Source organism: Streptomyces daliensis (assembly GCF_054782395.1).
Map to the genome: position 1 here is coordinate 485,517 of NZ_BAAGSO010000094.1, position 23,875 is coordinate 509,391.

Consider the following 23,875-nt stretch of genomic DNA (forward strand, 5'->3'; position numbering starts at 1 on the left):
GCCGCGTCGGCCCGGAACGGCTCCCCACCATGGCGCGGGCGCTCCGGACACTGGTCGTCACCGCCCGGTCGCCGTCCTGTCCGCCGGGCAGTCGAATCGTTTCGACGACTGCTGTCGAAGCGATTCGCCGGGGACAGTAGGACCGGGGCAGGGCCATGTCAATGGAATGAACGCGGTGTTACGTGCACCGGTAGGTGTCAGGGATTTCGGGGGAGCTGGACGACGGTGACGAAGAAGTGGTCGATCTGCCGGACCGCCGAGAGGAACTGGTCGAGGTCGACCGGCTTGGTCACATAGGCGTTGGCGTGCAGGCGGTAGCTGCGCAGGATGTCCTCCTCGGCCGAGGAGGTGGTGAGCACGACGACGGGGATGTGCGCCAGCACGGGGTCGGACTTGATGCGCTCCAGCACCTGACGCCCGTCGTACTTGGGAAGGTTGAGGTCGAGCAGGATGAGGTCGGGGCGCGGTGCCTCGGTGTGCTCGCCCCGGCAGTAGAGGAAGTCCAGCGCCTCCTGCCCGTCCCGTACGACGTGCAGCGTGTTGCCGATCTTGTTGTCCGCGAACGCCTCCCGCGTCATCAGTTCGTCGCCGGGGTCGTCCTCCACGAGGAGGACTTCGATGGGCTCGGGTGTCGCCTTCACGGGAGTGCTCCCTGCGCGGTGTCCGGTTCTTCGGTGACGGTGGCCGTGGTGGTGCCGCTCGTGGTGGTGCCGCTCGCCGCGCCGACGACCGGCAGCGTGAAGCGCACGCGGGCGCCCTCCGGGGCGGTCTCCACCCCGATGTGGCCGCCGTGATGCTCGACGATCTTGCGGCACAGGGCGAGCCCGATGCCCGTCCCCTCGTACTCCTCGCGGCTGTGCAGACGCTGGAAGATGACGAAGACCTTCTCGGAGAACTCGGGCGGCACCCCGATCCCGTTGTCGGCCACGAGCACGCTCCAGACGTCCCCCTCGGCTTCACAGGTGACGGTGATCCGGGGCGGGCGGTCCGGGTGGCGGAACTTGACGGCGTTGCCGATGAGGTTCTGCCACAGCATGGTCAGCGCGGTCGGGTCTCCCTCGACCGTCGGCAGCGCCTCCGGCCGCTCCACCACGGCGCCGGTCTCCTCGATGCTGAGCGCGAGGTTGGCGAGGGCGCGGTCCAGCACCTCGTCGAGGAGGACGGGCCGCGGCTCGGAGCCGTAGCGGCCGATACGGGAGAAGGTCAGCAGGTCGTTGATGAGGCCCTGCATGCGCTTGGCCCCGTCGACGGCGAACGCGATGTACTGCCGCCCGCGGTCGTCGAGCCGGCCGCTGTAGCGCTTCTCCAGCAACTGGCAGAAGGAGGCGACCTTGCGCAGCGGCTCCTGGAGGTCGTGCGAGGCGACATAGGCGAACTGCTCCAGCTCGGCGTTGGAGCGCCGCAACTCGGCGGTCTGGGCGTCCAGTTCACCGGCCTGCCGGGTGAGCAGCGCCTCCCTGTCCCGGCTGGCGGACAGCTCCGTGACGATCCTGCCGCGCATCTCCTCCACGACCCGGGCCACGGACTCCAGATCGCGCGGGCCCTCGATCCGGATGGTCTCCCCGAAGGCGCCCGCGCCCACCCGCGCCGAGGCGCTCTCCAGCGCGCGCAGCGGGCGGCCCACGATCCGGTGCAGCAGCAGCGCCAGGACGACCGCGCTGGCGAGGAAACCGGCGAGCATGGCGACGAAGGCCCAGTTGCGCAGGCTGCGGGTCCCGGCGGCGTCCGCACGGGCCTGCGCCCTGGCCGCGTTGATGTGCTTCTCCAGCGAGGCGAACTGGCGTCGCGCCTCGTCGAACTTCCCCTTGCTGGCCTCCAGTACGGCCACGCGTTCGGCGGGGTCGCCCGCCGAGGCGATCAGCGGGCGCGCGTATTCGCGCCGCCAGTCGGCCACCGCGCTCCGGATCGCGCGCAGGTCCCCGCCGAGCCGCGCGTCGTCGCCGATGAGACGGCGCAGTTCGCCGTACAGCCGCCGCTCCTCCCGCCTGCCCTCCGTGTACGGTTCCAGGAAGGAGGGGTCGCGGCTGAGTACATAGCCGCGCACGCCCGTCTCCTGGTCCACCAGGGCCGTCTCCATCTGGAAGAAGGCGGTCCTGGCCGGGTGCAGGCGCTCCGACAGGTCCGCGACGCGCTCGTCCGTGCGCGCCTGGAGCGTGCCGCCGACCGCCGCGAACACCACCAGCAGCAGCGTGTTGACGGCCAGCACCAGATGGATCCAGCTCTGCGCCGACAACCGCCGGACGCGGCGCCCCTCATACGCGGCGGGGTCAGTGGGGTTCACGCCGTCGTGCCCCAGGCGAGGTCCAGTACGGCGACGTCATCGGCGAGCCCTCCGTAGGGCGAGGTGAGCGCGGCGACCTCCTCGAAGACGGCATCGACGAACGGCCTCCCCCGCAGTACCGCGTGCTTGTTGGCCAGCCTCACCAGCCCCTCCTCGCCGAGCCGCGCGTGCGGCCCGACCTGCCCCTCGAAGAGGCCGTCGGTGAAGACGGTGACGGAGGTGGCGTCCGCGAGGGGCAGCAGCGTCTCGCTCCACTGGGCCGCCTCGCGCGAGAGGATCCCGAGCGCGGCGTCGGCGGGCGGCTCGCACAGCTCGATGCGCCGCTCCGAGCGGACCAGCAGACCGGGGTGCCCGGCACGGATCACGCGCAGCAGCCGCCGCTCGGGGTCGAGGCGCAGGCTGAGGAACGTCGCGAAGACGTAGTCGGCAGCGCGCTCGGCCACCAGGATCTCGTCGAGCAGCCTGGCCTGCGCGGCGCCGACGCAGCCGGACAGCACGGCGGCCCGCCAGGCGACGCGCAGGCAGACGCCGAGCGCCGCCTCAGCCGCGCCGTGCCCGGAGACGTCGCCGATGACCGCGTGCACGGCGCCGTCGTCGGTCTGCACCACGTCGAAGAAGTCGCCGCCCAGCAGCGCGTGATCGCGGCCCGGGGTGTAGCGGGAGGAGACCGAGCAGCCGTCGCCTCGCAGCAGGGGGCGCGGCAGCAGTCCGCGCTCCAGGCGGGAGTTCTCCCGCGCGAGCAGCCTGCTGGCCTGGAGCTCCACCACCGAGCGCTCGACCTGCTTGCGCTGGAGCGCGTACCGGATGGCCCGGCTCAGGGACTCCGCGTCGATGCTGCCCTTGACGAGGTAGTCCTGCGCGCCCTCGGCGACGGCGGTGAGCCCCGCCTCGTTCTCGGCGAGCCCCGTGAGCACCACTATGGCCGCGTCGGGGGAGGTCTCCAGCACATGGCGTACCGCGCTCATGCCGTGCGCGTCGGGCAGATGGAGGTCGAGGAGCACGCACATGGGCTGCATCAGGCCCCGCAGGAACGTGCGGGCCTCGGCCAGCGTCTTGCGCCAGACGATGTCCATCTCCAGTCCGGAGTCGGACAGCACCTCCGTGACCAGGAGCGCGTCACCGGCGTCGTCCTCGACAAGCAGCAGTCCGGCCTCAGCGTCCAGGCCCCAGGCGGAGCTGGACGTGTCCGGGTCCGCGCGCGGCACCCGGCCGCCCGGCCGCACGGTCTGCTTGGACACGACCCCACCCCCACGTGTGCCGCCGACGGCCCCGCGCCCGCCCCTCCCGGCGAATACTACTGTCGTCCGAATCGTCCACACCCCCTTCTCGGCACCTTGTCCGCACCCCTTGTCCACGCTTCTCGCCCGCGCCCGTCGTCCACGTTCCTCGCCCACACCCCTTGTCCGCGACGGGCCACACGCGGCGGTTCAGCCCGGCGCGCGCTCCAGTTGGACGCGGCACTCGCGCGCGAGCGCCTTCATGCCGTACCGCTCGGCGGCCGAGAGCGCCGTGCCCAGCAGCCCGGCCACCGCCCTGCCCCGCCCCTTGGGCGCCGAGCGCATCAGGGCGCGCGCCTGGGCCAGGCGGAGCCGGGCCATCTGGGGCGGCGAATCACCGGCCGGGCGCTCGGCCTCGCGGAAGCGCCGGAGCGCGCCCGCCGTGTCGCCCGCCGCCAGGTCCAGCAGGCCGAGGGCGCGTGCCGTCGGCCCGATCAGCACCGTCGGCCAGCCCGCCAGCGCGATCCCCTCCGGCTGCCGCCCCATCGCCCTGCGCAGTCCGGGCAGCACACGGGCCAGCGCGTCCCCGTAGCCGCCGTGCGCGTCCAGCGCCGCGCACACCTCGGCGAGGAGGGCCATGGCGGGCAGGGCCCAGCCGTAGGGGGGCAGGGCCGTGAACCCCTCGGTGTCGTCGGCGAAGGCGACCAGCCGGTCGGCGGCCGGGCCGAGGTCCCCCGTCTCGCACAGGGCCAGCGCCATACCCGCGCGCCATACGGGGAAGAAGCCGTGCCGCTCGACGTTCTCGGCCAGGCCCGAGCTGAACAGCTCGTCCATCCTGCCTTCCTCCCGCAGCAGCCAGTACGCCTGGCCCAGCCGGGTCTGCTGGAGGGTGTCGGCCGGGACGGCGAGATCCGCCTCCAGCGCTCCGACGACCTCCCGCGACTCGCCGAAGATCCAGTCGGCGGCCGACTCGAACTTCCCGCCCCACAGGTCGAAGAGGGTGTCCAGCGTGCACTGCTGCCAGCGGGCCAGGGCGCTGCCGGAGCGTGCCGCGTGCTTCCTGTGCAGATCGACGGTCGACCACGCGCTGTGCACCCTCCCCACCCTGAGCTGGTCGATGGCGAGGGCGACCAGCGCCTCGCCGCGGAAGTAGGGGTCGCCGAGCCGGACGGCCGCCTCCAGCAACTGCTGGGACATCCGCAGCAGTTCGGAGGGCGGCTCGTAGTCGTAGAGGCCCCAGCGGCACTCGGTGAGGACCTCGCAGCGGACCTCGTCGCCGTGGTCCCCCGCGTCGAGCGCGGTGAGGACGCGGTGGGCCAGGTCGGCACCGTGCCGAGGGCCCGCCTCCGGGAGGGCGGTGTCCTGGCTGACCGCCAGGGAGAGCTTCTTGGCGAGGTGCGCGCCGAGCCGCAGCCGCAGTCCCGCGGCCTCCGCTCCGTCTTCGTCCCGCAGCGCCGCGAGGGCGCTGCGGAGCAGGTGCAGCAGCTCGCGGTCGACCTGTCCCGGATCGGACCAGCGCCGGGCCTGCCGCGCCACGGCCACGGCCTGGGCCCGGGGGCTTCCGGCGCCGAGCCGGTGCGCCCAGCGGTAGGAGTCGTCCGCCTCCGCCATGCGTCCCGCCATGTAGTGGACGTCGCCGCGCCGCACCAGCCGGTCGAACTCGGCGCCGTGGCCCGAGCCGCCGTCGGCCGCGTGCGCCCCCGGTACGCGCGAGGGCTCCCACATCCGGGGCCCGCGCACACCGGCGCCCGTGCCGGTTCCGGTTCCGGATCCGGCGCGCCGGGGCGGGGACGGCGAGCGGGGAGGGGGCGCGAGGGCGAGCAGTTCGCCCTGGGCGTCCAGCGCGATGTCGCACAGCTCGGCCAGTTCGTACGTCACCCGCCGCTGACCGGTCTCGATCCGGCTGAGGTAGCTGCGGCTGCAGTGGACGAGGCCCGCCAGATAGTTGAGCGAGTGCCCTCCGGCCTGCCGCCTTCTGCGCAACTCGGCCCCGAATCCGCCCGGTTGTGGCTCCATGGTCCCCCCACGGTCCGTCGTTCGCCCGTGTTGCCAATATGCCCTGGCAACAGCAAGAGGCCGCACCTTTCCCCGATTGGAGGGAATATAGGGGTAAGGAATACCGGGCAGGGCGAGAAGTGGAGCCGCGTGAGTACGCGGTCCGAGGGCGGTTGCCGCTGACGATTCCGGCGCTCGCGGGGGAATTTCCCCGCGGGTGGTGAGGACTTCGAGCGATGTCCCTGGGGGGACGGAGCAGCGGCAGAGCAGTACCGAGGAGCGGGGTCAAGGGGTAAGCCGGGGAACAGGGGCTTGTCCCAGGGCCGGACGGCTGGGCGGGCGCACGGCGGCACGGCCGCCGGTGCGTCCGGACGGGATGTGAAATGAAGTCCAAAGCCGTTACGCACACCGCTCGCCCTGCGCGGAACCGTTCGGTGATGTGCCTTATTGGGGGGAGAACCCGCATGACCGCAGTAATTCTTCCACTCCCCGAAGGGGAGCCCCCGGAGAACAGAGTTACCACGAAAGCCGCATGGGAATTGGCGTTGCAGTCGACGGTCGCCGTGCCGTTCGGCGCAGGGGACCGGCGTGAGGTATTTCTGCGCAGGGTGACCCGGTGGCAGGCGGAGCGCGACCGGGAAAACCTCGCTGATCTGCACGTCGCCGCGTACACCACGCACAGCGGGAACGACTTCGGCGCGAGGCTGACGTTCCTCGACCGCCTCGTCCGCGACACCCAGGAGCCCGGGTTCGACCTCGTCATGGCCGAGGGCAACACGGCTCAGGGCTACGGCTACGGGTTCCGGGTGGGCCGGGACGGCGCCTGGTGGGACGGGTTCGTCGGCACGCTTCCGGGCGCGCTCGTCGAACTCACGGCGCGCGGCGGCGTGTACGCGCTGACGGAGCTGATGGTCCTGCCGCCCTACCGGCGGGCGGGCGTCGCGACGAAGATCCTCAAGGAGCTGCTCGCCAACTGCGGGGCCATCCTGGCGACGGCACTGGTGTCCCCCGACAACTCCATGGCCCAGTCCGTGTACCGGGCCTGGGGCTGGACAGTCATCGGACAGCGCCGGCCGTCCCTGGGCGTCCCGCCGCAGGACGTCCTCGTCCAGTTGGTGCCCCAGCGGTGACGGCGTGACGGCATGACGGCATGACGGCGTAACAGCGGTACGGGCGCCGGGCACCGCGCGACGGGGTCCGGCGCCCGTACGGTGACGGGCCGGGGCCGGGGCCGGGGCCGGGGCGGGGGCGGGGGCGGGTAGGGGCCGGTCGGCGCGGGGCGGGCGTCCTATAGGTTGACGGCGTGCCCACCCGTTCCTTCCGCCTCCCTCGCCCCCTTCGCCCCGTCCGTCTCTCCCGTTCCGCCACGCTCGGGCTCTGCGCCGTGCCCGTCGCGGCCCTGCTGGTCGTCGCCCTGCTCGTGCCCCTCCCCTTCACCGTCGCCCGGCCGGGGCCGACGGCGAACGTGCTGGGCGGCAGGGACGGACAGCAGGTCGTCGACATCAGCGGTGCGCCGGTCCGCGAGACCGAGGGCGAGCTGCGGATGGCGGCCATCGCCGCGACGGCACCCGACGTCCGGCACGGCCTGGGCGACCTGCTCGACGGCTGGTTCCGCACGGACCGCACGGTGATGCCGACGGACGCCGTCTACCCCGGCGGGGGCTCCGTGCGGGAGGCCGAGCGGTACAACCTCCGCGAGATGGAGAAGTCCCAGCACACGGCCGTCGACGCCGCCCTCGCGTATCTCAAGAGGGATCCGGAGCGGGTGAAGGTCACCCTGGACCTCGCCGGCATCGGCGGCCCGAGCGCCGGGCTGCCGCTCGCGCTCGGCATCGTGGACAAGCTCGACGGGGACGGTAGCGGCGGCGAACTCACCGGCGGGCGCAGTGTCGCCGCGACGGGGACGATCGCCGCCGACGGCACGGTGGGCCCCATCAGCGGCGCCGCGCTCAAGGCGCAGGCCGTCGCGCGTGACGGGGCCCGGGTCTTCCTCGTGCCGGAGAGCAACTGCGCCGAGGCGCGGGCCGAACTCCCGCGCGGGCTGCGGCTGGTCCCGGTCAGCACGCTCGACGGCGCGGTCGAGGCGCTGCGCGCGCTGAAGGGCGGCGGCCGGGTCGCCCGCTGCTGAGCGCCCGGCCAGGGGGTCCGGTGTGCGGCGGCTCCGCACGTCTCGCGTACGCACAGGGCCGCCGCACCCCGGGCCGTGCGGCCGGGCGCGGAGCCGGACCGGGATCCGGGGCAGGGGCAGGGTCGGGGGGCAGGTGCAGGGGCGAAGCGCTAACGGTTGCCCTTGTCCTGATCTCCGCCGAACTGGTCCTTCATCTTGTCCTGGGCCGAGTCGATCCGGCCGCTGTGCTTGCCGTGGGTCTTGTCGTCGGCCATGTTCCCGGCCTTGTCGACACCCTTCGACGCCTGGCCCTCGTGGCCCTTCAGCATCTGCTTGATCTTGTCCATCATGGCCATGGTCTTTTTCCTCCTCGGCACATCTCCCCCGCACCTCCAGGGTCGGGGCAACCCGCGCACTTCGCATCCGCGCACGGTGTGCCACGGTGTGCGGGCCTGCCCCGACAGGGCTCCATGCACCCGTGCGGCCCCGTGCACACGCCCGACCGAGGTACATGCACGCCACAACGAGATGCCGGGGGCCCGGCGCTGCCTTACCGTGAAGCGGAGGGAACCCGCCGGGCGGTGTGCCGTCGTGTGCCGAACGCCCCGGGCCCCTCCCTTCTCCCGAAAGGTCACACAGTCGTGGCCCGCCACACGGCGAGCAGCGAGCGGTCGCGCGCGCCCATACGCCTCACCCGTGCCCACACCCGCCCTCACCAAGGAGTACAGAACGATGCTGCTGGCACACCCCGCCGTCCTGCGCGACCTTGTCACCCGTTACGAGACCCTCCGGGCCGGGGCCGGAACCGGGCCGCCCACGGCGCAGTTGCTCCGTCAGCTCGACGACGTCGCGTACACGCTGTGCGTCACGACCGGGACCCGGTCCGTGGACCAGGCGCTGGCGGCGGCGCGCGAGCGGATGACGGCTGGCCCGGTCGGCGCCGAGGCGCCGGTCGGCTGAGTCCCCGCCTCGCGGGAGGGTCATGCCCCGGCGGTTGAGCCAGTCGGAGAGGAAGCCGCCGAGCACGCCTCCGGCGAACCCGCACAGCGCGGGCAGCGAGGCGACGAAGCCCGCCTCCAGGATGGACATCCCGCGCTCCTGTACCAGGTAGACGGGGAACCAGGTCAGGAAGAACCAGGTGATGGTGTTGATGAAGTACTGGCCGACGAAGACGCCGAGCATCGTGCGGTTGGTCAGCAGCTTCTTCACTTGACGTGCTCCCTGGTCTAAAGTCCAGGGATTCCGGCCTGGGTCGGTCGACTCTTCCGGGTGCTTCCTGCTTCACGGCGCTGTGCGGGCACGTGTGCCCGTCTTACCGGCGCTCCACAGGCGTTTGACGTCTCCACCCGTCCGGCGGCGACGATACGGCGTCCCTCGACGAGGACATTGCGGGCCGCGTTGTGATCACGCTCATGCACGACGCCGCACGCCCCGCACATCCACTCCCGCACATGCAGGGGCTTGGGGCCGTCCCGTACTCCACAGGCCGAGCAGACCTGGGAGGAGGGGAACGCACGGTCCACCTTGGCGAAGGTGCGGCCGTGCTTGGCCGCCTTGTACTCCAGCATGCCCACGAATGCGGACCATCCCGCGTCGTGCACGGACTTGCCCAGCCGGGTACGGCCGAGGCCGGAGACCGCGAGGTCTTCCACATACACCGCTTGGTTGTCGCGGATGATCTGTGTGGATGCCTTGTGGTGCCAGTCCCGGCGCCGGTCCGCCACCCGGGCATGCTGGCGTGCGACCCGGGTGCGGGCCTTGGCCCGGTTCTTCGATCCCTTCGCCTTGCGGGACAGCTCCCGCTGAAGACGCTTGAGCTTCTTCTCCGCCCGCCGCAGGAAACGCGGACTGGCGATCTTCCGGCCATCCGACAGGACGGCGAAGGCAGACAGACCCAGGTCGATCCCCGCCTCCGCCTCCAGCGCGGGGAGGATGTCGGGCTCGGTGTCCACGACGAAGCTGAGGAAGTACCGGCCCGCGCTGTCCCTGGTGACGGTCACAGACGTCGGGGCCGCCGGAAGCCGGCGCGACCACTTCACCTTGAGGTGGCCGACCTTGGCCACATACACCGTGCCGTTCTCTCGGAGAGAGAAGGCGTTGGTGTTGAGGCGGATCGATTGCCGGGCATCCTTCTTCGACTTGTACCGGGGCGGCGCGACCTTGCGGCCGGGCCGCTTGCCCTTCAGGCTGTCGAAGAAGTTCTTGTAGGCGGCATCCAGGTCCCGCAGGGATTGTTGCAGGACAACGGCGGACACTTCGGCGAGCCAGGCGCGTTCCTCGGTGCGTTTGGCCTGGGTGATACGCAGCCGCGACAACTCGGCCGACGTCACATACGGCAACCCCGCCGCATACGCTTCCCTCCGGTCACGCAGACAGTCGTTCCACACCACACGAGCACACCCAATTGCTCTGGCCAGCGCACGGCACTGGGCGGCATCCGGGTAGGCCCGGTAGTTGTAACGAAGCTGCATGCGCCAGATCCTATGACGATCGACATCATGGACGGATAAAGCACCGAAAAGCGTGGCAGGCATCTGACGCGCTGCGAAGAGATCATGCGCAAGGCCTGCGAGGACTTCGAAGCGGAGCTGAAGGAGTTCACCGGCGCACGTGATCACGTCCACCTCCTGGCGCACTACCCGCCCAAGGCCGCCGTCTCCAAGCTTGTCAACAGCCTCAAAGGCGTCTCCGCTCGCCGGATACGGCAGGAGTTCACCGGCCGGATCAACCACGCCGTCCTGTGGTCGCCCTCGTATTTCTCCGCATCGTGCGGCAAAGCACCGCTGGCGATCATCCGCCACTACACCGAACAACAACAACATCCGCTCCAAGGCGCACGTCACAGCAGCCTTGAGACCCATTCATCCCCGGCATGAACGCCGGGGCCTTCTGCAAGAGTCCCGGTAACCGGCTCGTCCTGCCGGTCGAGAACTGTCATACGGATCGGTCTCCTAGATCACAGAGGGGGCCGCTGGCGGAGGGGCCGCGCGGAAGGACCACCTCAGAGGCGGTCGAGGAGGGCGTGCAGCGCCGGGTTGTCGTTGTTCTTGCGCCAGGCCAGGGCCAGCTCGACGGGTTCGGGGTCGACCAGCTCGACCTGCCGGAAGACGACCCCCTCGTAGCGCAGCCGCGCCGCCGCCTCGGGGACCAGCGCCACGCCCCAGCCGCCGTTGACCAGCGCGAGGATGCTGTGGACCTGGCTGAGGTACTGGGTGAAGACGGGCGCGACGCGGGCGGCGCGGAAGACGCTGATGAGCAGTTCGTGGAAGTAGCGGGCCTCGATCGGCGAGTACATCAGCAGGTCCTGTCCGTCGAAGTCCGCGATGGACAACGGCCCTTCGCGCGAGGCGAGGGCGTGCCCTGCGGGCAGGGCCGCGAGGAGCCGTTCCCGCAGGGCCGGGCGCGAATGCAGATCGGAGCCGGTGACGGGCGGGCGCACGAGTCCCAGGTCGAGGCTGTGCTCGGTGAGGGCCTCCAGCTGGTCGCGGGTGACCATCTCGCGCAGGACGATCTCCACGCCGGGCATGGCGGTGCGGGCGGCGTCCAGGAGGGTGTCGAGCATCGAGTACGCGCTGGCCGCGGTGAAGCCGATGGCGATGCTGCCCGCCTCGCCCGTGGAGACCTGGCGCACGGCGAGGGTGGCGTGCTGGGCCTGGCGCAGGATGCGGCGGGCCTCGTTGAGGAAGGCGCGCCCCGCGTGGGTGAGGCGCACGGAGCGGTTGGTGCGGTCGAGGAGCTGGACGCGGAGGTCGTTCTCCAGCAACTGGATCTGACGGCTGAGGGGCGGCTGCGTCATCTGGAGCCGCTCGGCCGCCCGGCCGAAGTGCAGTTCCTCGGCGACCGCCACGAAGTTGGTGAGCTGGGTGAGGGTGAACAACGATGCTCTCCCGGTATCAGTGGATGCCAAATTTGTGTTGGACGTGGATCGATGGGTGATCCTAACCTCACAGTGCGTCCACCGAGGCGGTGACGAGCGGGCCAGCGACGCGGCTGCGCCCCTCCCGCATCCCGTCCTCATCCGCCTTCGCGCCGAGGAGCCCTGAAGCCATGCCGCAGTTCTCACCCGAAGAGGTCGCCAGGAAGCTGGGCTCCGGCCTGCTCTCCTTCCCCGTCACCCACTTCCGCGAGGACCTCTCCTTCGACGAGGCCGCCTACCGCGAGAACATCGCGCGACTCGGCGAGTTCTCCCCCGCCGGGCTGTTCGCCGCGGGCGGGACGGGCGAGTTCTTCTCGCTGACGGGCGAGGAGGTCGAGCGGGTCGTGACCGCCGCCGTGCGCGAGGCGCCCGAGGGGATGCCGGTGATCGCACCGGCCGGTTACGGCACGGCCACCGCGATCGAACTCGCCCGCGCGGCGGAGCGCGCTGGCGCGCACGGGCTGCTGCTCTTCCCGCCGTATCTGACGGAGGCGGGCCAGGAGGGCCTGGCCGCACATGTGAAGGCGGTCTGCCGCGCCACGAGCCTCGGCGTGATCGTCTACAGCCGCGCCAACGCCGTCTACAACGAGACGACGGTCGCCGAACTCGCGGAGAGCTGCCCCAACTTCGTCGGCTTCAAGGACGGCGTGGGCGACCTGGAGCTGATGACCCGCGTCTACGCGCGCACCGGTGACCGGCTCGTCCACGTGGGCGGGCTGCCCACGGCCGAGATGTTCGCCCTCCCGTACCTGGAGATGGGCGTGACGACGTACTCCTCGGCCCTCTTCAACTTCCTGCCGCGCTTCGCGCTCGACTTCTACGACGCGGTGCGCGCCCAGGACAGGGCCGAGGTGCGCCGCCGTCTGGACGAGTTCGTCCTGCCGTTCTGCGACATCCGGCGCCGCAGCCCCGGCTACGCGGTGAGCATCGTCAAGGCGGGCATGAAGGTCGTCGGCCACCCCGCGGGGCCCGTACGGGCTCCGCTCACCGATCTGACGGAGGCCGAGGTCGCGGAGCTGGCCGACCTCGTCAAGAAGGCCGAGTAGACCGTGGAGCGGGGAGCCGTGCGGGCCGGGGCCCGGCGGTCCCCGGCTCCTTCCCTCTCCCCTCCCCCCCTCCGCAACCACCCGGTGCGCGCGACCGCAGCCGCGCGCCCCTCTCATCCCCAGGGACACGAAGTGGTGACCACGACGCACACGACAGTCCAGGCCGAGGTCCAGGCCGCGCAGCAGGCGGGCGAGGCGACGCTCGACACGATCTCCTGGATCCGGCTCTCCTCCGTCGCCCTGCCCCTCTCCACGCCCATCAGCGACGCCAAGGTCCTCACGGGGCGGCAGAAGCCCATGACCGAGGTGGCGTTCCTGTTCGCGGAGATCGGCACGGCCGACGGGCACCAGGGCATCGGCTTCAGCTACTCCAAGCGCGCGGGCGGCCCCGGCCAGTTCGCGCACGCCAAGGAGATCGCGCCAGCGCTGATCGGCGAGGACCCCAGCGACATCGGCAGGCTCTGGACCAAGCTGGTCTGGGCCGGGGCCTCGGTGGGACGCAGCGGGCTGGCCACCCAGGCCATCGCCGCCTTCGACGTCGCGCTGTGGGACCTCAAGGCCAAGCGCGCGGGACTCCCGCTGGCCAAGCTGCTCGGCGCGCACCGCGACTCGGTGCGCTGCTACAACACCTCGGGCGGCTTCCTGCACACCCCGCGCGAACAGCTCCTGGACAACGCGACCGCCTCCCTCGCCAGCGGCATCGGCGGCATCAAGATCAAGGTCGGTCACCCGGACCGCAAGGAGGACCTGGCCAGGCTGACCGCCGTACGCGAGCACCTGGGCGACGACGTGCCCCTCATGGTCGACGCCAACCAGCAGTGGGACCGTGCCACGGCGCAGCGCATGGGCCGGGCCTTCGAGGACTTCGGCCTGGTCTGGATCGAGGAGCCGCTCGACGCCTACGACGCGACGGGGCACGCGGCGCTGGCCGCCTCACTGGACACCCCCGTCGCCACCGGCGAGATGCTCGCCAGCGTCGCCGAGCACTGGGAGCTGATACGTGCCGGGGCCGCCGACGTCATCCAGCCCGACGCGCCGCGCATCGGCGGCATCACCCAGTTCCTGAAGCTGGCCGCGCTCGCCGAGCACCACCATCTCCAGCTCGCCCCGCACTTCGCGATGGAGATCCATCTGCATCTGGCCGCTGCCTATCCGCACGAGCCGTGGGTGGAGCACTTCGACTGGCTGGAGCCGCTCTTCAACGAGCGCCTGGAGATCAGCGGGGGCCGCATGCACGTGCCCTCGCGGCCCGGCCTGGGCATCACCCTCAGCGACCAGGCGCGGGCCTGGACCCAGGAGGAGTACGAGACCGGGTCCCGTCCCTGACCGGCGCCGCGGGGCACGGGCCCCCGTCCGGGGCGCGGCGGACCGCGCTCCGGACGGGGGAAGAACCCGGGCGGACGCTCAGTCCAGGGTGCCGCTGTCGCTGATGGTGATCTTGGCGTCGGGCTTGCCGCTGCGGGAGCCGTGCGACTCGATCTGCTTGACGATGTCGCTGCCCTCGACGACCTCGCCGAAGACGACGTGCTTGCCGTCCAGCCACGGCGTCTCGACCGTGGTGATGAAGAACTGGGAGCCGTTGGTGTTGGGGCCCGCGTTCGCCATGGACAGCAGGAACGGGCGGTCGTGCTTGAGGGTGAAGCCCTCGTCGGCGAACTTCTCGCCGTAGATGCTCTTGCCGCCGGTGCCGTCGCCACGGGTGAAGTCGCCGCCCTGGAGCATGAAGGCGGGGATGACGCGGTGGAAGGAGGAATCCTTGTAGCCGAAGCCCTGCGCGCCGGTCGCCAGCTCGCGGAAGTTGCGCGCGGTCTTGGGGACCACGTCGTCGTACAGCTTGAAGACGATCCGCCCCAGGGGCTGATCGTTCAGGGTGACGTCAAAGAAAACGTTGCTAGCCATGACCACCATCCTGTCATCGCACCGGACCGGGCCGTGACACCACCCGTCGAACTCGTGCCCGGCGGTGCTCCGGCCCGGCGCGGGCCCGTCGTGGAGGGGCCCGCGCCGGGCCGTGGTCCGGCCGCCCGGGAGTGCGGGCGGCGCCGTCCGGCCGCCCCGGTCAGGGAGCCGGGGCCACCCGGGTGGGCGGGTCCGGGGGCCGGGCCGAGGTGTCGGAGCCGGGGCCGGAGCCGGAATCGTCGCCTGAGCCGGAGCCGCCGTCGGGTCCTGGCTCCAGGACCGTCGTCCTGGACAGGGACAGGTGGCGCGTCTCGCGGAAGGCGAAGAGGACCACCAGGGTGGAGACGACGGCGAGCCCCGTCAGATAGAAGCCGGGCGCGAGTGCCGTGCCGGAGGCGGCCACGAGCCCTGTGGCGACGAAGGGCGCCGTGCCGCCGAACAGCACGTAGGCCGCCGTGTAGCCGATGGCAGAGCCGCTGGCGCGCAGATGCCCTGGGAACATCTCCACCAGCGCGGGCACGTTCGAGGTGCCGATGACCGCGACGAGGACGGCCAGCACGGCCGTGCCCGCCATGGCCCCCGCCAGGCCCGTCCCCATCAGCGCGAAGGCGGGCAGGGTGAGCACGGCGAACCCGCCGCAGGCGACGAGCAGCAGCGGCTTGCGTCCGTAGCGGTCGCTGGCGCGCGCCGCGACGGGACAGGCCACGCAGTACGCGAGCATCGCGACCACGCTGGTCAGCATGGCGAGACTGCTGCTGTAGCCCAGCTCCTCCGACATGTACGCGATCATGTAGCTGCTCATGAGGTAGTAGCCGACCGCGTTGGTGATGCTGTAGCCGAACAGCGTGGCGATCTGCCGCCCGCACACCCGCACCGCGTCCCGCAGCGGGGTTGCCTCGACCTCGCTGCGCCGCTCCAGTTCGCGGAAGACGGGCGTGTCCTCCACCTTCGAGCGCAGATAGAGGCCGATCAGGCCGAGGGGCGCCGCGATCAGGAACGGGACGCGCCATCCCCAGCTCTCCATCGCCGGGGTGCTGAGCGTGGCCGTGAGCGTCACGCCGACGAGGGAGCCCGCCACGCTGGCCACGCCCACCGTCATCGGTACGGCTCCGGCGAACCGGGCGCGCTTGCCGTCGGGCGCGTACTCGACGATGAAGGCCGAGGCCCCCGTGTACTCGCCGCCGGTCGAGAAGCCCTGCACCGTGCGGAGCACGAACAGCAGCACGGGCGCGGCCACGCCGAGCGACGCGTACGTCGGCAGCACCCCGATGAGGAAGGTGGCCCCGCTCATCAGGAGCACGCTCAGCGCGAGCGCCCTGTTGCGGCCGAGGCGGTCGCCGTAGTGGCCGAAGAAGGCCGCGCCGACGGGCCGGGCGATGAAGCCTCCGGCGAAGATCGCCCAGGTGGCCAGCAGGGACGCCGTCGCGTCGTACTGGGGGAAGAACAGCCCGGCGATGGTCGCCGACATCACGGCGTAGGCGCCGGAGTCGAACCACTCGACGAAGTTGCCGATGGCGGTGGCCAGGGTGATCCTGCGGCGGTCGGCGGCCGGTCGCTTCGCGGGGCTCGCCGTCTGTGGTGGAGGCGAGGGTGGCGGGGGCGAGGGTGGCGGTGGTGGTGGTACCGACCGCCCTGGGTCCTCTGCGTCCTGGGTCATGGGAACCTCGATCAGTCGGCGCTCAGCCGGGTGCCCGCCTCACGTGCCCTCAGCTCGGCACGGCGGATCTTCCCGGTGGACGAGCGGGGCAGGTCGGCGACGAACTCGATGTGCCGTGGATACGCGAAGCGCGAGTGTCCCTCCTTGGCGAAGGCGCGGAGGGCGTCCGCCAGCTCCTCGCCGGGCTCGTGCCCCTCGGTGAGCTGCACGAACGCCTTGACGGCCTGGCCCCGCACCGGGTCGGGGACGCCCACGACCCCGGCGTCGGCCACCGCGGGGTGTGCCCGCAGCGCCTCCTCGACCTCGTAGGGGCCGACGCGGTACCCGGAGGTCTTGATGACGTCGTCGGCGCGGCCGAGGAACCAGTAGTAGCCGTCCTCGTCGACGACCGCCTGGTCCTTGGTGTGGAACCACTCGCCGCCGAAGGTCTCCTCCGACGCCTCGGGACGGTTCCAGTAGCCCAGCGGGAACTGCGGGTTGGACCTGGCGCGCAGGCAGATCTCGCCCGCCTCGCCCTGGGGCACGGGCCGCTCGCGCTCGTCCAGCAGCGCGACGTCCCAGCCGGGGAGCGGGCGCCCCATGGAGCCGTCCTTGACGGGGACGCCGGGGAAGTTGCCGACGAGGGGGTAGGACTCGGTCGAGCCGTAGTAGTCGAGCGGGGTGATCCCGAACTGCTCGCGGAACCAGCCGATGAGGTCCTCGGTCAGCGGTTCGTTGGAGGAGCACACGACCCGCAGCGACTGCGGGAAGCGGGTGCCGGCGTCCGGCACCTCGGCCCGGGTCTTGCGCAGGAAGGTGGGGTTGACCAGCGCCGTCGTCACCTTGTTGCGGGACATCGAGGCGAGCAGCCCGGCCGGGTCGAAGCCCCCGGCAGGCCGGTACACGAGGTGGACGGCGCCCGCGCGCAGCGGCCCCATCAGCTTCGCCATGGACCACGCCCAGTCGCCCGCGCCGTAGAAGACGTCGCCGGGGCGCAGGTCGTGGCAGTGCTGGAACTCGTTGTGGCCGAGCAGGGTGCGGTGCGCGTGCACGATGCCCTTGGCCGCGCCCGTCGTGCCGGAGGTGTAGAAGATCAGCGCCGGGTCGTCGGCGCGGGTGTCCACGGTGGTGAACTCGGGCGGCAGCGCGTCGATGGCCGGGTCGTCCACGTCCACGACGGTGCCCGTGAACTCCGGGGCGCGTGCCGCTCCCCCGGCCTCGGTGAGCAGGACCGTGGCGCCGGAGTCCTCCAGCCGGTAGCGGACGGGCCCGTCGGCCCACAGCAGCGACATGGTGACGAGTACCGCGCCGGTGCGCAGCACGCCCAGGTAGGCGGCCGGGGTGTCGGGGCGCTGCGGCAGCAGCACGGCGACGCGGTCGCCTGGGCGTACGCCCAGGCCCCGCAGATGCGCGGCGACCTGCCGCGAGCGGTCCTGGATCTCGCCCCAGCGCACCTCGCGGCGGGCGCCCGTGTGGTCCTCGTGGAGGAGCGCGAGCTTCTCGCGCGGGTGCCTGTCGGCCACGTCGGCGGCCATGTTGTAGCGCTCGGGCACGTCCCAGCCGGGGTGCGGGGGTGGGCCGGGCGCGGGGCTCGGCACGCGCTGCGCGCGGGCGGGGTCTGTGGTGTCCGTCGTGTTCATGGTGTGCGTCTCCCGTCGGCGGTTCAGCGGCGGCGGCCGGCGAGGAAGCGGGCCATCTCGCGCTGCGGCTCCCCGGTGGCGTACGCGGCGGCGTGCACCCGCTTCGCGGACTCGACCGCCTCGACGAGCGCCGCCTCGTCCAGCTCGCGTATGCGGCCCTTGGTCAGCGCGACCGCGCCCGAGGGCAGTTCGCCCAGCTTCCTGGCCTGTTCGACGGCCGTGGGCAGCACCTCGTCGGCGTCGACCAGGCGGGTCAGCAGGCCGAGCCGCCGCGCCTCCTCCCCGTCGACGAGGTCACCGGTCAGCGCGAACTCGGTCGTCTTGGCGCGGCCGAGGATCTCCCACATCGCCCAGATACCGGTGATGCTGGGGATGCCGGAGAGGAGTTCGGGCTGGCCCATGCGTACGTCCGGGTGGCCGATGCGCAGGTCGGCGAGCAGCGCGAACTGGAAGCCGGAGCCCGCGACGACGCCGTTGACGGCGGCCACTGTCGGCTTGTCGATGTCGCGCACGGCGCGGTAGAGGACGTCGAAGCTGTCGATCCACGCCTCGGCCGCCGCGTGGTCGTCCGGTGCGATGCCGCTGGTCTCGCCGAGGTCCTGGCCCGCGCAGAAGGCGCGGCCCGCGCCGGTCAGGACGACGGCGGTCACCTCCGGGTCCTTCGCGACCTCGCCCAGTACGGCGATGAGGCGTGCGCGCATCGCGGCGGTCCAGGCGTTGAGCTTGTCGGGCCGGTTCAGGGTGACGACGGCGACGGGTCCTTCGCGGGTGAGCAGGACCGTCCCGGCTCCGGGTTCCGTTTCCGCCGTCGAGGAGGTCGCAGGGGCCGTCGCCGAGGTCGTCGGGGTCGTCGGGGTCGTGTCGGGGGTGTGCACGCTGTCGGAGGAGGGGGAGTTCACAGTGCTGGCCTTTCCGCCGTGTGTTTCCGCTGGCCACTCGCGAGTCGCCTGGAATACAAGCAGCCGTCGGCCAGAGCTGACCAACACCAATCCGGACCGGCAGTGATATCGCATCGGTATGGTGCGCGGATGGAGCTGAGACATCTGCGGTACTTCGTGGTGCTCACCGAGGAGCTGCACTTCGGCCGCGCGGCCGAGCGACTGCACATGGCGCAGCCTCCGCTTTCGCAGCGGATCCGCGATCTGGAACGCGAACTGGGAGTGCGGCTCTTCGACCGCACCCGGCACCGGGTGCGGCTGACCGAGGCCGGGGCGCTGCTGCTGGAGCACGCCAGGCCGGTGCTGGAGAGCGCGGACGCGGCGAGGGAGGCGATGCGCCGTATCCGGCCCGGCGCCGCCGGGGTGCTGCGCGCGGGCGTGCCCCCGGACACCGCGCCCGTCACCCTGCGGACGCTGGTGGACACCTTCGCCTCGATGGAGCCCAGCGTCCTGATCGACCTCAACGAGATGACCACGGACGAGCAGTTGGCCAGGCTCAGGGAGGGCGAGCTGGACGTCGGCATGATCCGGCATCCGGCCGACACGGTGGGCCTGGAGTCGGGTCCGGTGGTGCACCGTTCGCTGGGCGTGGTACTCGCCGAGGAGCACCCGGCGGCGGGCGCGGAGACGGTGCGGCTGCGCCGTCTCAACGGCTCACCGCTGGTGATCTTTCCGCGGCTGATGGCGCCGAAGCTCTACGACCACATGCTGACGGTCTGCCGCGACAACGGCTTCCTCCCCGGCGCGATCCGGCACGCCCGCAACCCGCACTTCATCCATGGCCTCGTCCTCGCGGGGCGCGGTGTGCACCTCAACGAGGAGCCGTCGGCCGGGCTGCCGCCGGGGCTGGTGTGGCGCCCGGTGGACGAGCGGAGCCTGACGTGGTCCACGTCGGTCGTGTGGCCCCGCGCCCATACGGCCGACGTCGTCGCCACCTTCGCCGACGCGGCGCTCTCCGGGCTGCTGGCCGCGGGCCACGTCCACCCCCGCTGAGCACGCGGCACGGCCCCCGGTCAAGTGGCCGGAGGCGGGGCCGGGGTCGGGGTGGGCAGGGTGAGGTCCATGTACGCGCCCGCGATGACGTCGGGACCGATGCGCGCTGTGCCCCGGTAGGCGTGCTCAGCGTGCTCGGCGTGCTCGGCGGTGACGGGTTCGCCGAACAGCCGGGTGAACAGCGCCGGGGAGAAGACGTCGTACTCGACCGTCATCCGGGCCAGTGGGGCGCCGGTCCGGTCGGTGAGCAGGGTCCACGCCGTGGCGTGGCGCGGGGAGTCGAGGAGGCGGCGCGTGCCTCACCGGTGAGTGCGGGCGGTGCGGCGCCGGGCGGGCCGCTGGCGGAAGGACCGGGACCGAGGCCGGTGGGCGCCGCCTGCGCCCCGGGACTCGTCTCGACGGGGATCCGCGCGCTCGCGTGCCCCGGTGACCGGGTACGGAGATCGCGCAGTGCGCGGTAGGGGCGCGTCACGCAGACGAGCCCGTCGACGTCCAGCGGCTCGGCGTCGGCATCAGTATCGGTATCGGCATCGAGGTCCGCGGCAGGCCGCGAAGAAGCACCTTCGAGCATGTTTTCCAGCGTCTGCCCGGATTCGGGGCCGTACGACCTACTTGGCAGCCGTTCATTCGAATGAGGGTGTTTTGCGCTCCGCGCCGGACGCCCGCCTGTTTTGTGGTAAATACGCCGGGTTTCGACGGGTTGCGGATGCAGCAGACCTCTGGATCCCACGCACCCTGATGACCTTTATCTCAAGAAAAAGGTTGCATCTCGTGAACCTTGTGCCTCAGACAACCATCTCCTTAACTGAAGGTGAAGCCCTCCTAAAAACCGGGAAGTTTGAGCATGCCCAGAGAAATACCGCCCCTTGCCGAGGTGCGGCGCATCACTCAGAAGAAGCGCGACGCCTGGTGGACCGTCCTGCTCGTCGACCCGGTGGCCACACCGCTGGTCCGGTTCACCGCCGCGCGTACCAGGATCACTCCCAACCAGATCACCTGGGCCGCGCTCCTCCTGGGACTCGTCTCCGCCGCCTGCTTCGCGACGGGTGACTGGCGCTGGCTCGTCGCCGGTGCCGTCCTTTACCACCTGAGCTTCGTTCTCGACTGCATGGACGGGAAGATCGCCCGTCTCACGGGGACCGGCTCCGTCTTCGGCGCCTGGCTGGACTACGTCTTCGACCGCATCCGCGTCATGGCCTGCGCCGTGGCGCTCATGGCGGGCCAGTACCAGCGGACCGGCGACACCCTCTACATATGGCTCGCCGCCGTCGTCATCTTCCTGGACGGCCTGCGGTACATCAACTCTCTGGAGATCTTCAAGACGCGCCACACCATGCGCAAGCAGATCAAGGCCCATGTGCGCGAGGCCCGGCGTGCCGAGAACTCGGCCGATCTCGCCTTCATGGAAGACCTGCTGCGCAACAACCCCGAGGCCGACATCGAGCAGGACCTCGCCAAGGCGGAGCAGGCGGAGGAGGCTTCGCACGCGGAGAGGACCGGGGAGACGCCGGGGACCGACGAGAACGACGCGTCCGGCTCCCAGGAGCAGACCCCGCGTGCCCAGGTCATCGACCTGCACCAGGAGTTCCGGCACCGCTTCCCGTCCTACCTGCGGTTCCGCTCCTTCATGCTCCGGCACCGCATCCGCACGCACCTGATCAGCGGCATCGAGTTCCAGATGGCCGTGTTCATCATCGGCCCGCTCTTCAACATCGTGCTGCCGGTCACGATCGTCTCCGGCGTGCTGCTGCTCGTCTTCGAGCTGGCCATCATCTACAAGCTGCTGCTCTCCACCCGCGACTTCACCCGCACCATCGACTCCTTCAAGCGGGAGAAGCAGGAGCGCGAGGAGGCCGCGGCCCGCGCCGAGGCACTGGCGCCCGTCACGCACCTCGCCGGTACGGATCTGCCGGGCACGGGCACCGCCACGGGCCCTGCCGGTGCGGACCAGGCACGCTTCCCCGTCGCGACGTGAAGGGCTGAGTGCCCGCCGAGCGTCCCCGGCGCCCCCGCTTCGCGCGGTGGCGCCGTTCCGACGTCTCCGACGCCGCCAGGGCCCAGTCGGCTCCGGCGACTCAGGCGGCTCCGGCTCCTACGGTTCCCGCGGTTCCGGCGACGTCCCAGGGTGAGCCGTAGCGTCCCGTCAGCTCGGTGATCTCCCCGTCCTCCAGCAGGCGCTGTTCGCCGCCGCCGAGCAGGAGGCGCAGCGCGCAGACTTCTTCCAGTTCCACGGCCCCGTCGGCAGCGGCACCCATCGAGGTGCCCGCCACGACGGGGCCGTGGTTCTGTAGCAGCGCGGCGCGGAAGCCGAACCTGAGGCCCTCCAGCAGCTCCGCCTGCGCGGGGTCGCCCGGGGCCGCGTAGGGGATGAGCGGCGTCTGGCCGACGCGCATCACGAAGTACGGAGTGAGGGGCGGGATCGCGCTCCGCTCCGACCACGCGGGCAGGCAGCTCACGGCCGCCGCGTGCCGCGAGTGCAGATGGACGACGGCCGTCAGCTCCGGGTCCCTGCGGTAGAAGGCCGTGTGCAGGGGGAACTCCTTGGAGGGCCGCGGCCCCGCCAGCAGGGTGCCGTCCAGGGAGAGTTCGCTGAGCGCGCCGGTGTCGAGCGCCGCGAGGTCGGCGCCGGTCGGTGTGATGAGTATCCGGTCACCCTCCCGGACGCTGAGGTTGCCGGAGGAGCCGGGGCTCAAGCCGAGCCCTGCCAGCCGGGCCCCGGCCGCTGCGAGTTCGTCGCGCGGCCCGCTCACGACAACACGTCCCAGGCCGTGGTGAACATGTCCGTACCGCCGAAGTTCCCCGACTTCAGCGCGAGGTCCACCGCCTGGCGCCCGCCCCCGACGTGCGTCCGGGCCACCGCCCAGGAGACGCCGGGCGCGATGGGCGCGCCGAGGCGCAGCGTACGGGCGCCGAGCGCCGTCACCACAGCGCCCGAGGTCTCCCCTCCGGCCACCAGCAGGCGCCGGGCCCCCGCGCCGACCAGCTCGGCCGCGCAGCGGGCGAGCGCGCGCTCCACCAGCGCGGACGCCTCCGCGCCGCCCTCTCCGGTGTCGCGCTCGACGTCGGACTCCTCGCCGACGGCGTAGATCAGCGGCGGGCTGCCGGGGTCCTCGCGCCAGCTCTCGCGCACGAAGCCGGTCAGTGCGGCGACGGCGGCCTCGAAGTCCGCGCGCAGCGCGGCGAGGTCCAGCTTGCGGTGCGGCAGACGCTCCCGTGCGTGGCGGACCTGGGCGCGGGTGGCCGCTGAGGCGCTGCCGGAGAGGATCACGCCGTGGGTGCCGCCGGTGGAGCGGGCGCGCGCGGTGGCCGCGTCGGGCTGCGGGCCGCTCAGGCCCAGGGCCAGCCCCGCGGCTCCGGTGACGAGCGGCAGGTCCGAGGTGGCGGCGGCGAGGGTGCGCAGATCGGCGTCCGTGGTGGCGTCGAGGACGATCAGCCCGTCCTGGAGCCCGGGCGCGGCCAGCGCCTCGCGCACGGCGGACTCGCCCGCGCGCACCGTGTCGTGCCCGACGGCGTGCACGGGGCTGCGGGTCTGCGGCGCGAGCAGCCGGCCGAGGTGGCTGTCGCGCATGGGGGTGAGCGGGTGGTCGCGCATCGGGCTCTCGTCCAGGAGGTCGTCGTGGACGAAGAGCCGCGAGCGGTAGACGGTCCGTCCCGTGGCCGGGAAGGACGGGACGATCACGGTGCGCCGCTCCCCCAGCTCGTCGAGCAGCGCGTCGGTGACGGGGCCGATGTTGCCGTGGGGTGTGGAGTCGAAGGTGGAGCAGAACTTGAAGTAGAAGCGCGCGCAGCCCGCGGCGCGCAGGGCGCGGAGCGCGGCGACGGAATCGGCCACGGCCTCCTCGACGGGCGCGGTGCGGGACTTGAGCGCGACGACGACCGCGTCCACCTCGCTCAGATCGCCGCCCCCGGTCCCGTCTCCCGTCCCGTCCTCGGCGCCGTCCGCGCCGGGCGGGCCGACGGTCACCTCCGTACGGAATCCGCGCGCCACCAGCATCGTGGCGAGATCCGTCGCGCCGGTGAAGTCATCGGCGATGGCCCCTAGAAACGGCATCGGCTCTCCCGAGTTCGCGTTCGCGTGGTCTGCGGCGCCGCGAGCGCGGCGATCCGTGGTGCATGCATGTGAAAAAATGTTACCAGTCTTGACGCTCACGTTAAATGCTGCATATTTTTTGTTAACCGGTGAGGGCTGGCCCTCGACCCCCAAGGT

21 protein-coding genes and 2 pseudogenes are annotated in these 23,875 nt (G+C 71.8%); 8 read left to right on the top strand and 15 right to left on the bottom strand.

The features are described 5' to 3' along the window. Positions 1-197 precede the first annotated feature (197 nt). The 4 genes from ACYVOO_RS24600 to ACYVOO_RS24615 all read right to left on the bottom strand — a co-directional run bounded on the left by ACYVOO_RS24600 (position 198) and on the right by ACYVOO_RS24615 (position 5,514). A complete protein-coding gene (locus ACYVOO_RS24600) occupies positions 198-641 on the bottom strand; it encodes a response regulator (protein WP_461017862.1) in 444 nt (147 codons plus the stop codon). Then, positions 638-2,281, bottom strand: coding sequence for a sensor histidine kinase (locus ACYVOO_RS24605; RefSeq protein WP_461017863.1), 1,644 nt, complete (start codon positions 2,279-2,281; stop codon positions 638-640). The genes ACYVOO_RS24600 and ACYVOO_RS24605 overlap by 4 nt, the downstream gene beginning before the upstream one ends. Next, a complete protein-coding gene (locus ACYVOO_RS24610) occupies positions 2,278-3,519 on the bottom strand; it encodes a PP2C family protein-serine/threonine phosphatase (RefSeq protein ID WP_461017864.1) in 1,242 nt (413 codons plus the stop codon). Before ACYVOO_RS24610 ends, ACYVOO_RS24605 begins: the two co-directional genes overlap by 4 nt. Before the next feature lie 189 nt (positions 3,520-3,708). Next, on the bottom strand, positions 3,709-5,514 hold the full coding sequence (locus tag ACYVOO_RS24615) for a helix-turn-helix domain-containing protein (protein WP_461017865.1): 1,806 nt from the start codon (positions 5,512-5,514) through the stop codon (positions 3,709-3,711). A gap of 524 nt (positions 5,515-6,038) precedes the next feature. Here ACYVOO_RS24615 and ACYVOO_RS24620 point away from each other — a divergent pair. Next, complete coding sequence (locus ACYVOO_RS24620; RefSeq protein WP_461017866.1) at positions 6,039-6,623, top strand: GNAT family N-acetyltransferase; 585 nt, start codon at positions 6,039-6,041, stop codon at positions 6,621-6,623. A 173-nt stretch (positions 6,624-6,796) separates the two neighbouring features. After that, the gene (locus ACYVOO_RS24625) at positions 6,797-7,621 is read left to right on the top strand and encodes a S16 family serine protease (protein ID WP_461017867.1); all 825 of its coding nucleotides are present in this window, start codon (positions 6,797-6,799) and stop codon (positions 7,619-7,621) included. Between the two features lie 149 nt (positions 7,622-7,770). Here ACYVOO_RS24625 and ACYVOO_RS24630 read toward each other — a convergent pair whose 3' ends face one another. Then, a complete protein-coding gene (locus tag ACYVOO_RS24630; protein WP_461017868.1) occupies positions 7,771-7,956 on the bottom strand; it encodes an antitoxin in 186 nt (61 codons plus the stop codon). A gap of 376 nt (positions 7,957-8,332) precedes the next feature. Between ACYVOO_RS24630 and ACYVOO_RS24635 the strand changes: the two genes are divergently transcribed. Beyond that, a complete protein-coding gene (locus tag ACYVOO_RS24635; protein ID WP_461018112.1) occupies positions 8,333-8,560 on the top strand; it encodes a DUF5133 domain-containing protein in 228 nt (75 codons plus the stop codon). Between the two features lie 75 nt (positions 8,561-8,635). Here ACYVOO_RS24635 and ACYVOO_RS24640 read toward each other — a convergent pair. Beyond that, a pseudogene (locus tag ACYVOO_RS24640) lies at positions 8,636-8,782 on the bottom strand (MFS transporter); the annotation flags it as partial. Positions 8,783-8,826: 44 nt separating this feature from the next. Then, the gene (locus ACYVOO_RS24645; protein WP_461017869.1) at positions 8,827-10,071 is read right to left on the bottom strand and encodes an RNA-guided endonuclease InsQ/TnpB family protein; all 1,245 of its coding nucleotides are present in this window, start codon (positions 10,069-10,071) and stop codon (positions 8,827-8,829) included. 63 nt (positions 10,072-10,134) lie between these two features. On the opposite strand from ACYVOO_RS24645, the pseudogene tnpA reads away from it, so the two are divergent. Further along, positions 10,135-10,476 (top strand): annotated as a pseudogene (gene tnpA / locus ACYVOO_RS24650) (IS200/IS605 family transposase); the annotation flags it as partial. A gap of 125 nt (positions 10,477-10,601) precedes the next feature. Here tnpA and ACYVOO_RS24655 read toward each other — a convergent pair. Continuing rightward, a complete protein-coding gene (locus tag ACYVOO_RS24655; RefSeq protein ID WP_461017870.1) occupies positions 10,602-11,477 on the bottom strand; it encodes a LysR substrate-binding domain-containing protein in 876 nt (291 codons plus the stop codon). 170 nt (positions 11,478-11,647) lie between these two features. On the opposite strand from ACYVOO_RS24655, the gene kdgD reads away from it, so the two are divergent. Both kdgD and ACYVOO_RS24665 read left to right on the top strand, forming a co-directional pair. Further along, positions 11,648-12,562 (top strand): 5-dehydro-4-deoxyglucarate dehydratase, encoded by a 915-nt coding sequence (kdgD, locus tag ACYVOO_RS24660; RefSeq protein ID WP_461017871.1) that lies wholly within the window; start codon positions 11,648-11,650, stop codon positions 12,560-12,562. A gap of 132 nt (positions 12,563-12,694) precedes the next feature. After that, on the top strand, positions 12,695-13,888 hold the full coding sequence (locus ACYVOO_RS24665) for an L-talarate/galactarate dehydratase (RefSeq protein WP_461017872.1): 1,194 nt from the start codon (positions 12,695-12,697) through the stop codon (positions 13,886-13,888). A 78-nt stretch (positions 13,889-13,966) separates the two neighbouring features. Here ACYVOO_RS24665 and ACYVOO_RS24670 read toward each other — a convergent pair whose 3' ends face one another. The 4 genes from ACYVOO_RS24670 to ACYVOO_RS24685 all read right to left on the bottom strand — a co-directional run bounded on the left by ACYVOO_RS24670 (position 13,967) and on the right by ACYVOO_RS24685 (position 18,636). Continuing rightward, positions 13,967-14,461 (bottom strand): peptidylprolyl isomerase, encoded by a 495-nt coding sequence (locus tag ACYVOO_RS24670; RefSeq protein ID WP_461017873.1) that lies wholly within the window; start codon positions 14,459-14,461, stop codon positions 13,967-13,969. A gap of 160 nt (positions 14,462-14,621) precedes the next feature. Beyond that, positions 14,622-16,118 (bottom strand): MFS transporter, encoded by a 1,497-nt coding sequence (locus ACYVOO_RS24675; protein WP_461017874.1) that lies wholly within the window; start codon positions 16,116-16,118, stop codon positions 14,622-14,624. A gap of 11 nt (positions 16,119-16,129) precedes the next feature. Continuing rightward, positions 16,130-17,737 (bottom strand): acyl-CoA synthetase, encoded by a 1,608-nt coding sequence (locus ACYVOO_RS24680; protein WP_461017875.1) that lies wholly within the window; start codon positions 17,735-17,737, stop codon positions 16,130-16,132. A 23-nt stretch (positions 17,738-17,760) separates the two neighbouring features. Further along, positions 17,761-18,636, bottom strand: coding sequence for an enoyl-CoA hydratase/isomerase family protein (locus tag ACYVOO_RS24685; RefSeq protein WP_461017876.1), 876 nt, complete (start codon positions 18,634-18,636; stop codon positions 17,761-17,763). A gap of 129 nt (positions 18,637-18,765) precedes the next feature. On the opposite strand from ACYVOO_RS24685, the gene ACYVOO_RS24690 reads away from it, so the two are divergent. Then, positions 18,766-19,668 carry a LysR substrate-binding domain-containing protein gene (locus tag ACYVOO_RS24690; protein ID WP_461017877.1) on the top strand — a complete coding sequence of 301 codons (903 nt, stop codon included), beginning with the start codon at positions 18,766-18,768 and terminating at the stop codon, positions 19,666-19,668. Between the two features lie 20 nt (positions 19,669-19,688). Here the strand turns inward: ACYVOO_RS24690 and ACYVOO_RS24695 are convergent, their stop codons facing one another. Next, on the bottom strand, positions 19,689-19,883 hold the full coding sequence (locus ACYVOO_RS24695; protein ID WP_461017878.1) for a hypothetical protein: 195 nt from the start codon (positions 19,881-19,883) through the stop codon (positions 19,689-19,691). A 629-nt stretch (positions 19,884-20,512) separates the two neighbouring features. On the opposite strand from ACYVOO_RS24695, the gene ACYVOO_RS24700 reads away from it, so the two are divergent. After that, a complete protein-coding gene (locus tag ACYVOO_RS24700; protein WP_461017879.1) occupies positions 20,513-21,643 on the top strand; it encodes a CDP-alcohol phosphatidyltransferase family protein in 1,131 nt (376 codons plus the stop codon). A 100-nt stretch (positions 21,644-21,743) separates the two neighbouring features. On the opposite strand, the gene ACYVOO_RS24705 is transcribed toward ACYVOO_RS24700, so the two are convergent. Together ACYVOO_RS24705 and otnK are read right to left on the bottom strand one after the other, a co-directional pair. Further along, entirely contained in the window at positions 21,744-22,418 is a 675-nt protein-coding gene (locus ACYVOO_RS24705; protein ID WP_461017880.1) for a class II aldolase/adducin family protein, read from the bottom strand. Then, positions 22,415-23,719 carry a 3-oxo-tetronate kinase gene (otnK, locus tag ACYVOO_RS24710; protein WP_461017881.1) on the bottom strand — a complete coding sequence of 435 codons (1,305 nt, stop codon included), beginning with the start codon at positions 23,717-23,719 and terminating at the stop codon, positions 22,415-22,417. The genes ACYVOO_RS24705 and otnK overlap by 4 nt, the downstream gene beginning before the upstream one ends. Positions 23,720-23,875: the final 156 nt, after the last annotated feature.

What these genes read in the sequence shown, in the direction of transcription:
- ACYVOO_RS24615 (WP_461017865.1), bottom strand. Translation starts at nt 5,514, where the DNA reads ATGGAGCCACAACCGGGCGGATTCGGGGCCGAGTTGCGCAGAAGGCGG.
- ACYVOO_RS24630 (WP_461017868.1), bottom strand. Translation starts at nt 7,956, where the DNA reads ATGGCCATGATGGACAAGATCAAGCAGATGCTGAAGGGCCACGAGGGC.
- ACYVOO_RS24635 (WP_461018112.1), top strand. Translation starts at nt 8,333, where the DNA reads ATGCTGCTGGCACACCCCGCCGTCCTGCGCGACCTTGTCACCCGTTAC.
- ACYVOO_RS24645 (WP_461017869.1), bottom strand. Translation starts at nt 10,071, where the DNA reads ATGCAGCTTCGTTACAACTACCGGGCCTACCCGGATGCCGCCCAGTGC.
- kdgD (WP_461017871.1), top strand. Translation starts at nt 11,648, where the DNA reads ATGCCGCAGTTCTCACCCGAAGAGGTCGCCAGGAAGCTGGGCTCCGGC.
- ACYVOO_RS24670 (WP_461017873.1), bottom strand. Translation starts at nt 14,461, where the DNA reads ATGGCTAGCAACGTTTTCTTTGACGTCACCCTGAACGATCAGCCCCTG.
- ACYVOO_RS24675 (WP_461017874.1), bottom strand. Translation starts at nt 16,118, where the DNA reads ATGACCCAGGACGCAGAGGACCCAGGGCGGTCGGTACCACCACCACCG.
- ACYVOO_RS24680 (WP_461017875.1), bottom strand. Translation starts at nt 17,737, where the DNA reads ATGAACACGACGGACACCACAGACCCCGCCCGCGCGCAGCGCGTGCCG.
- ACYVOO_RS24690 (WP_461017877.1), top strand. Translation starts at nt 18,766, where the DNA reads ATGGAGCTGAGACATCTGCGGTACTTCGTGGTGCTCACCGAGGAGCTG.
- ACYVOO_RS24695 (WP_461017878.1), bottom strand. Translation starts at nt 19,883, where the DNA reads ATGACGGTCGAGTACGACGTCTTCTCCCCGGCGCTGTTCACCCGGCTG.
- ACYVOO_RS24700 (WP_461017879.1), top strand. Translation starts at nt 20,513, where the DNA reads ATGCCCAGAGAAATACCGCCCCTTGCCGAGGTGCGGCGCATCACTCAG.
- otnK (WP_461017881.1), bottom strand. Translation starts at nt 23,719, where the DNA reads ATGCCGTTTCTAGGGGCCATCGCCGATGACTTCACCGGCGCGACGGAT.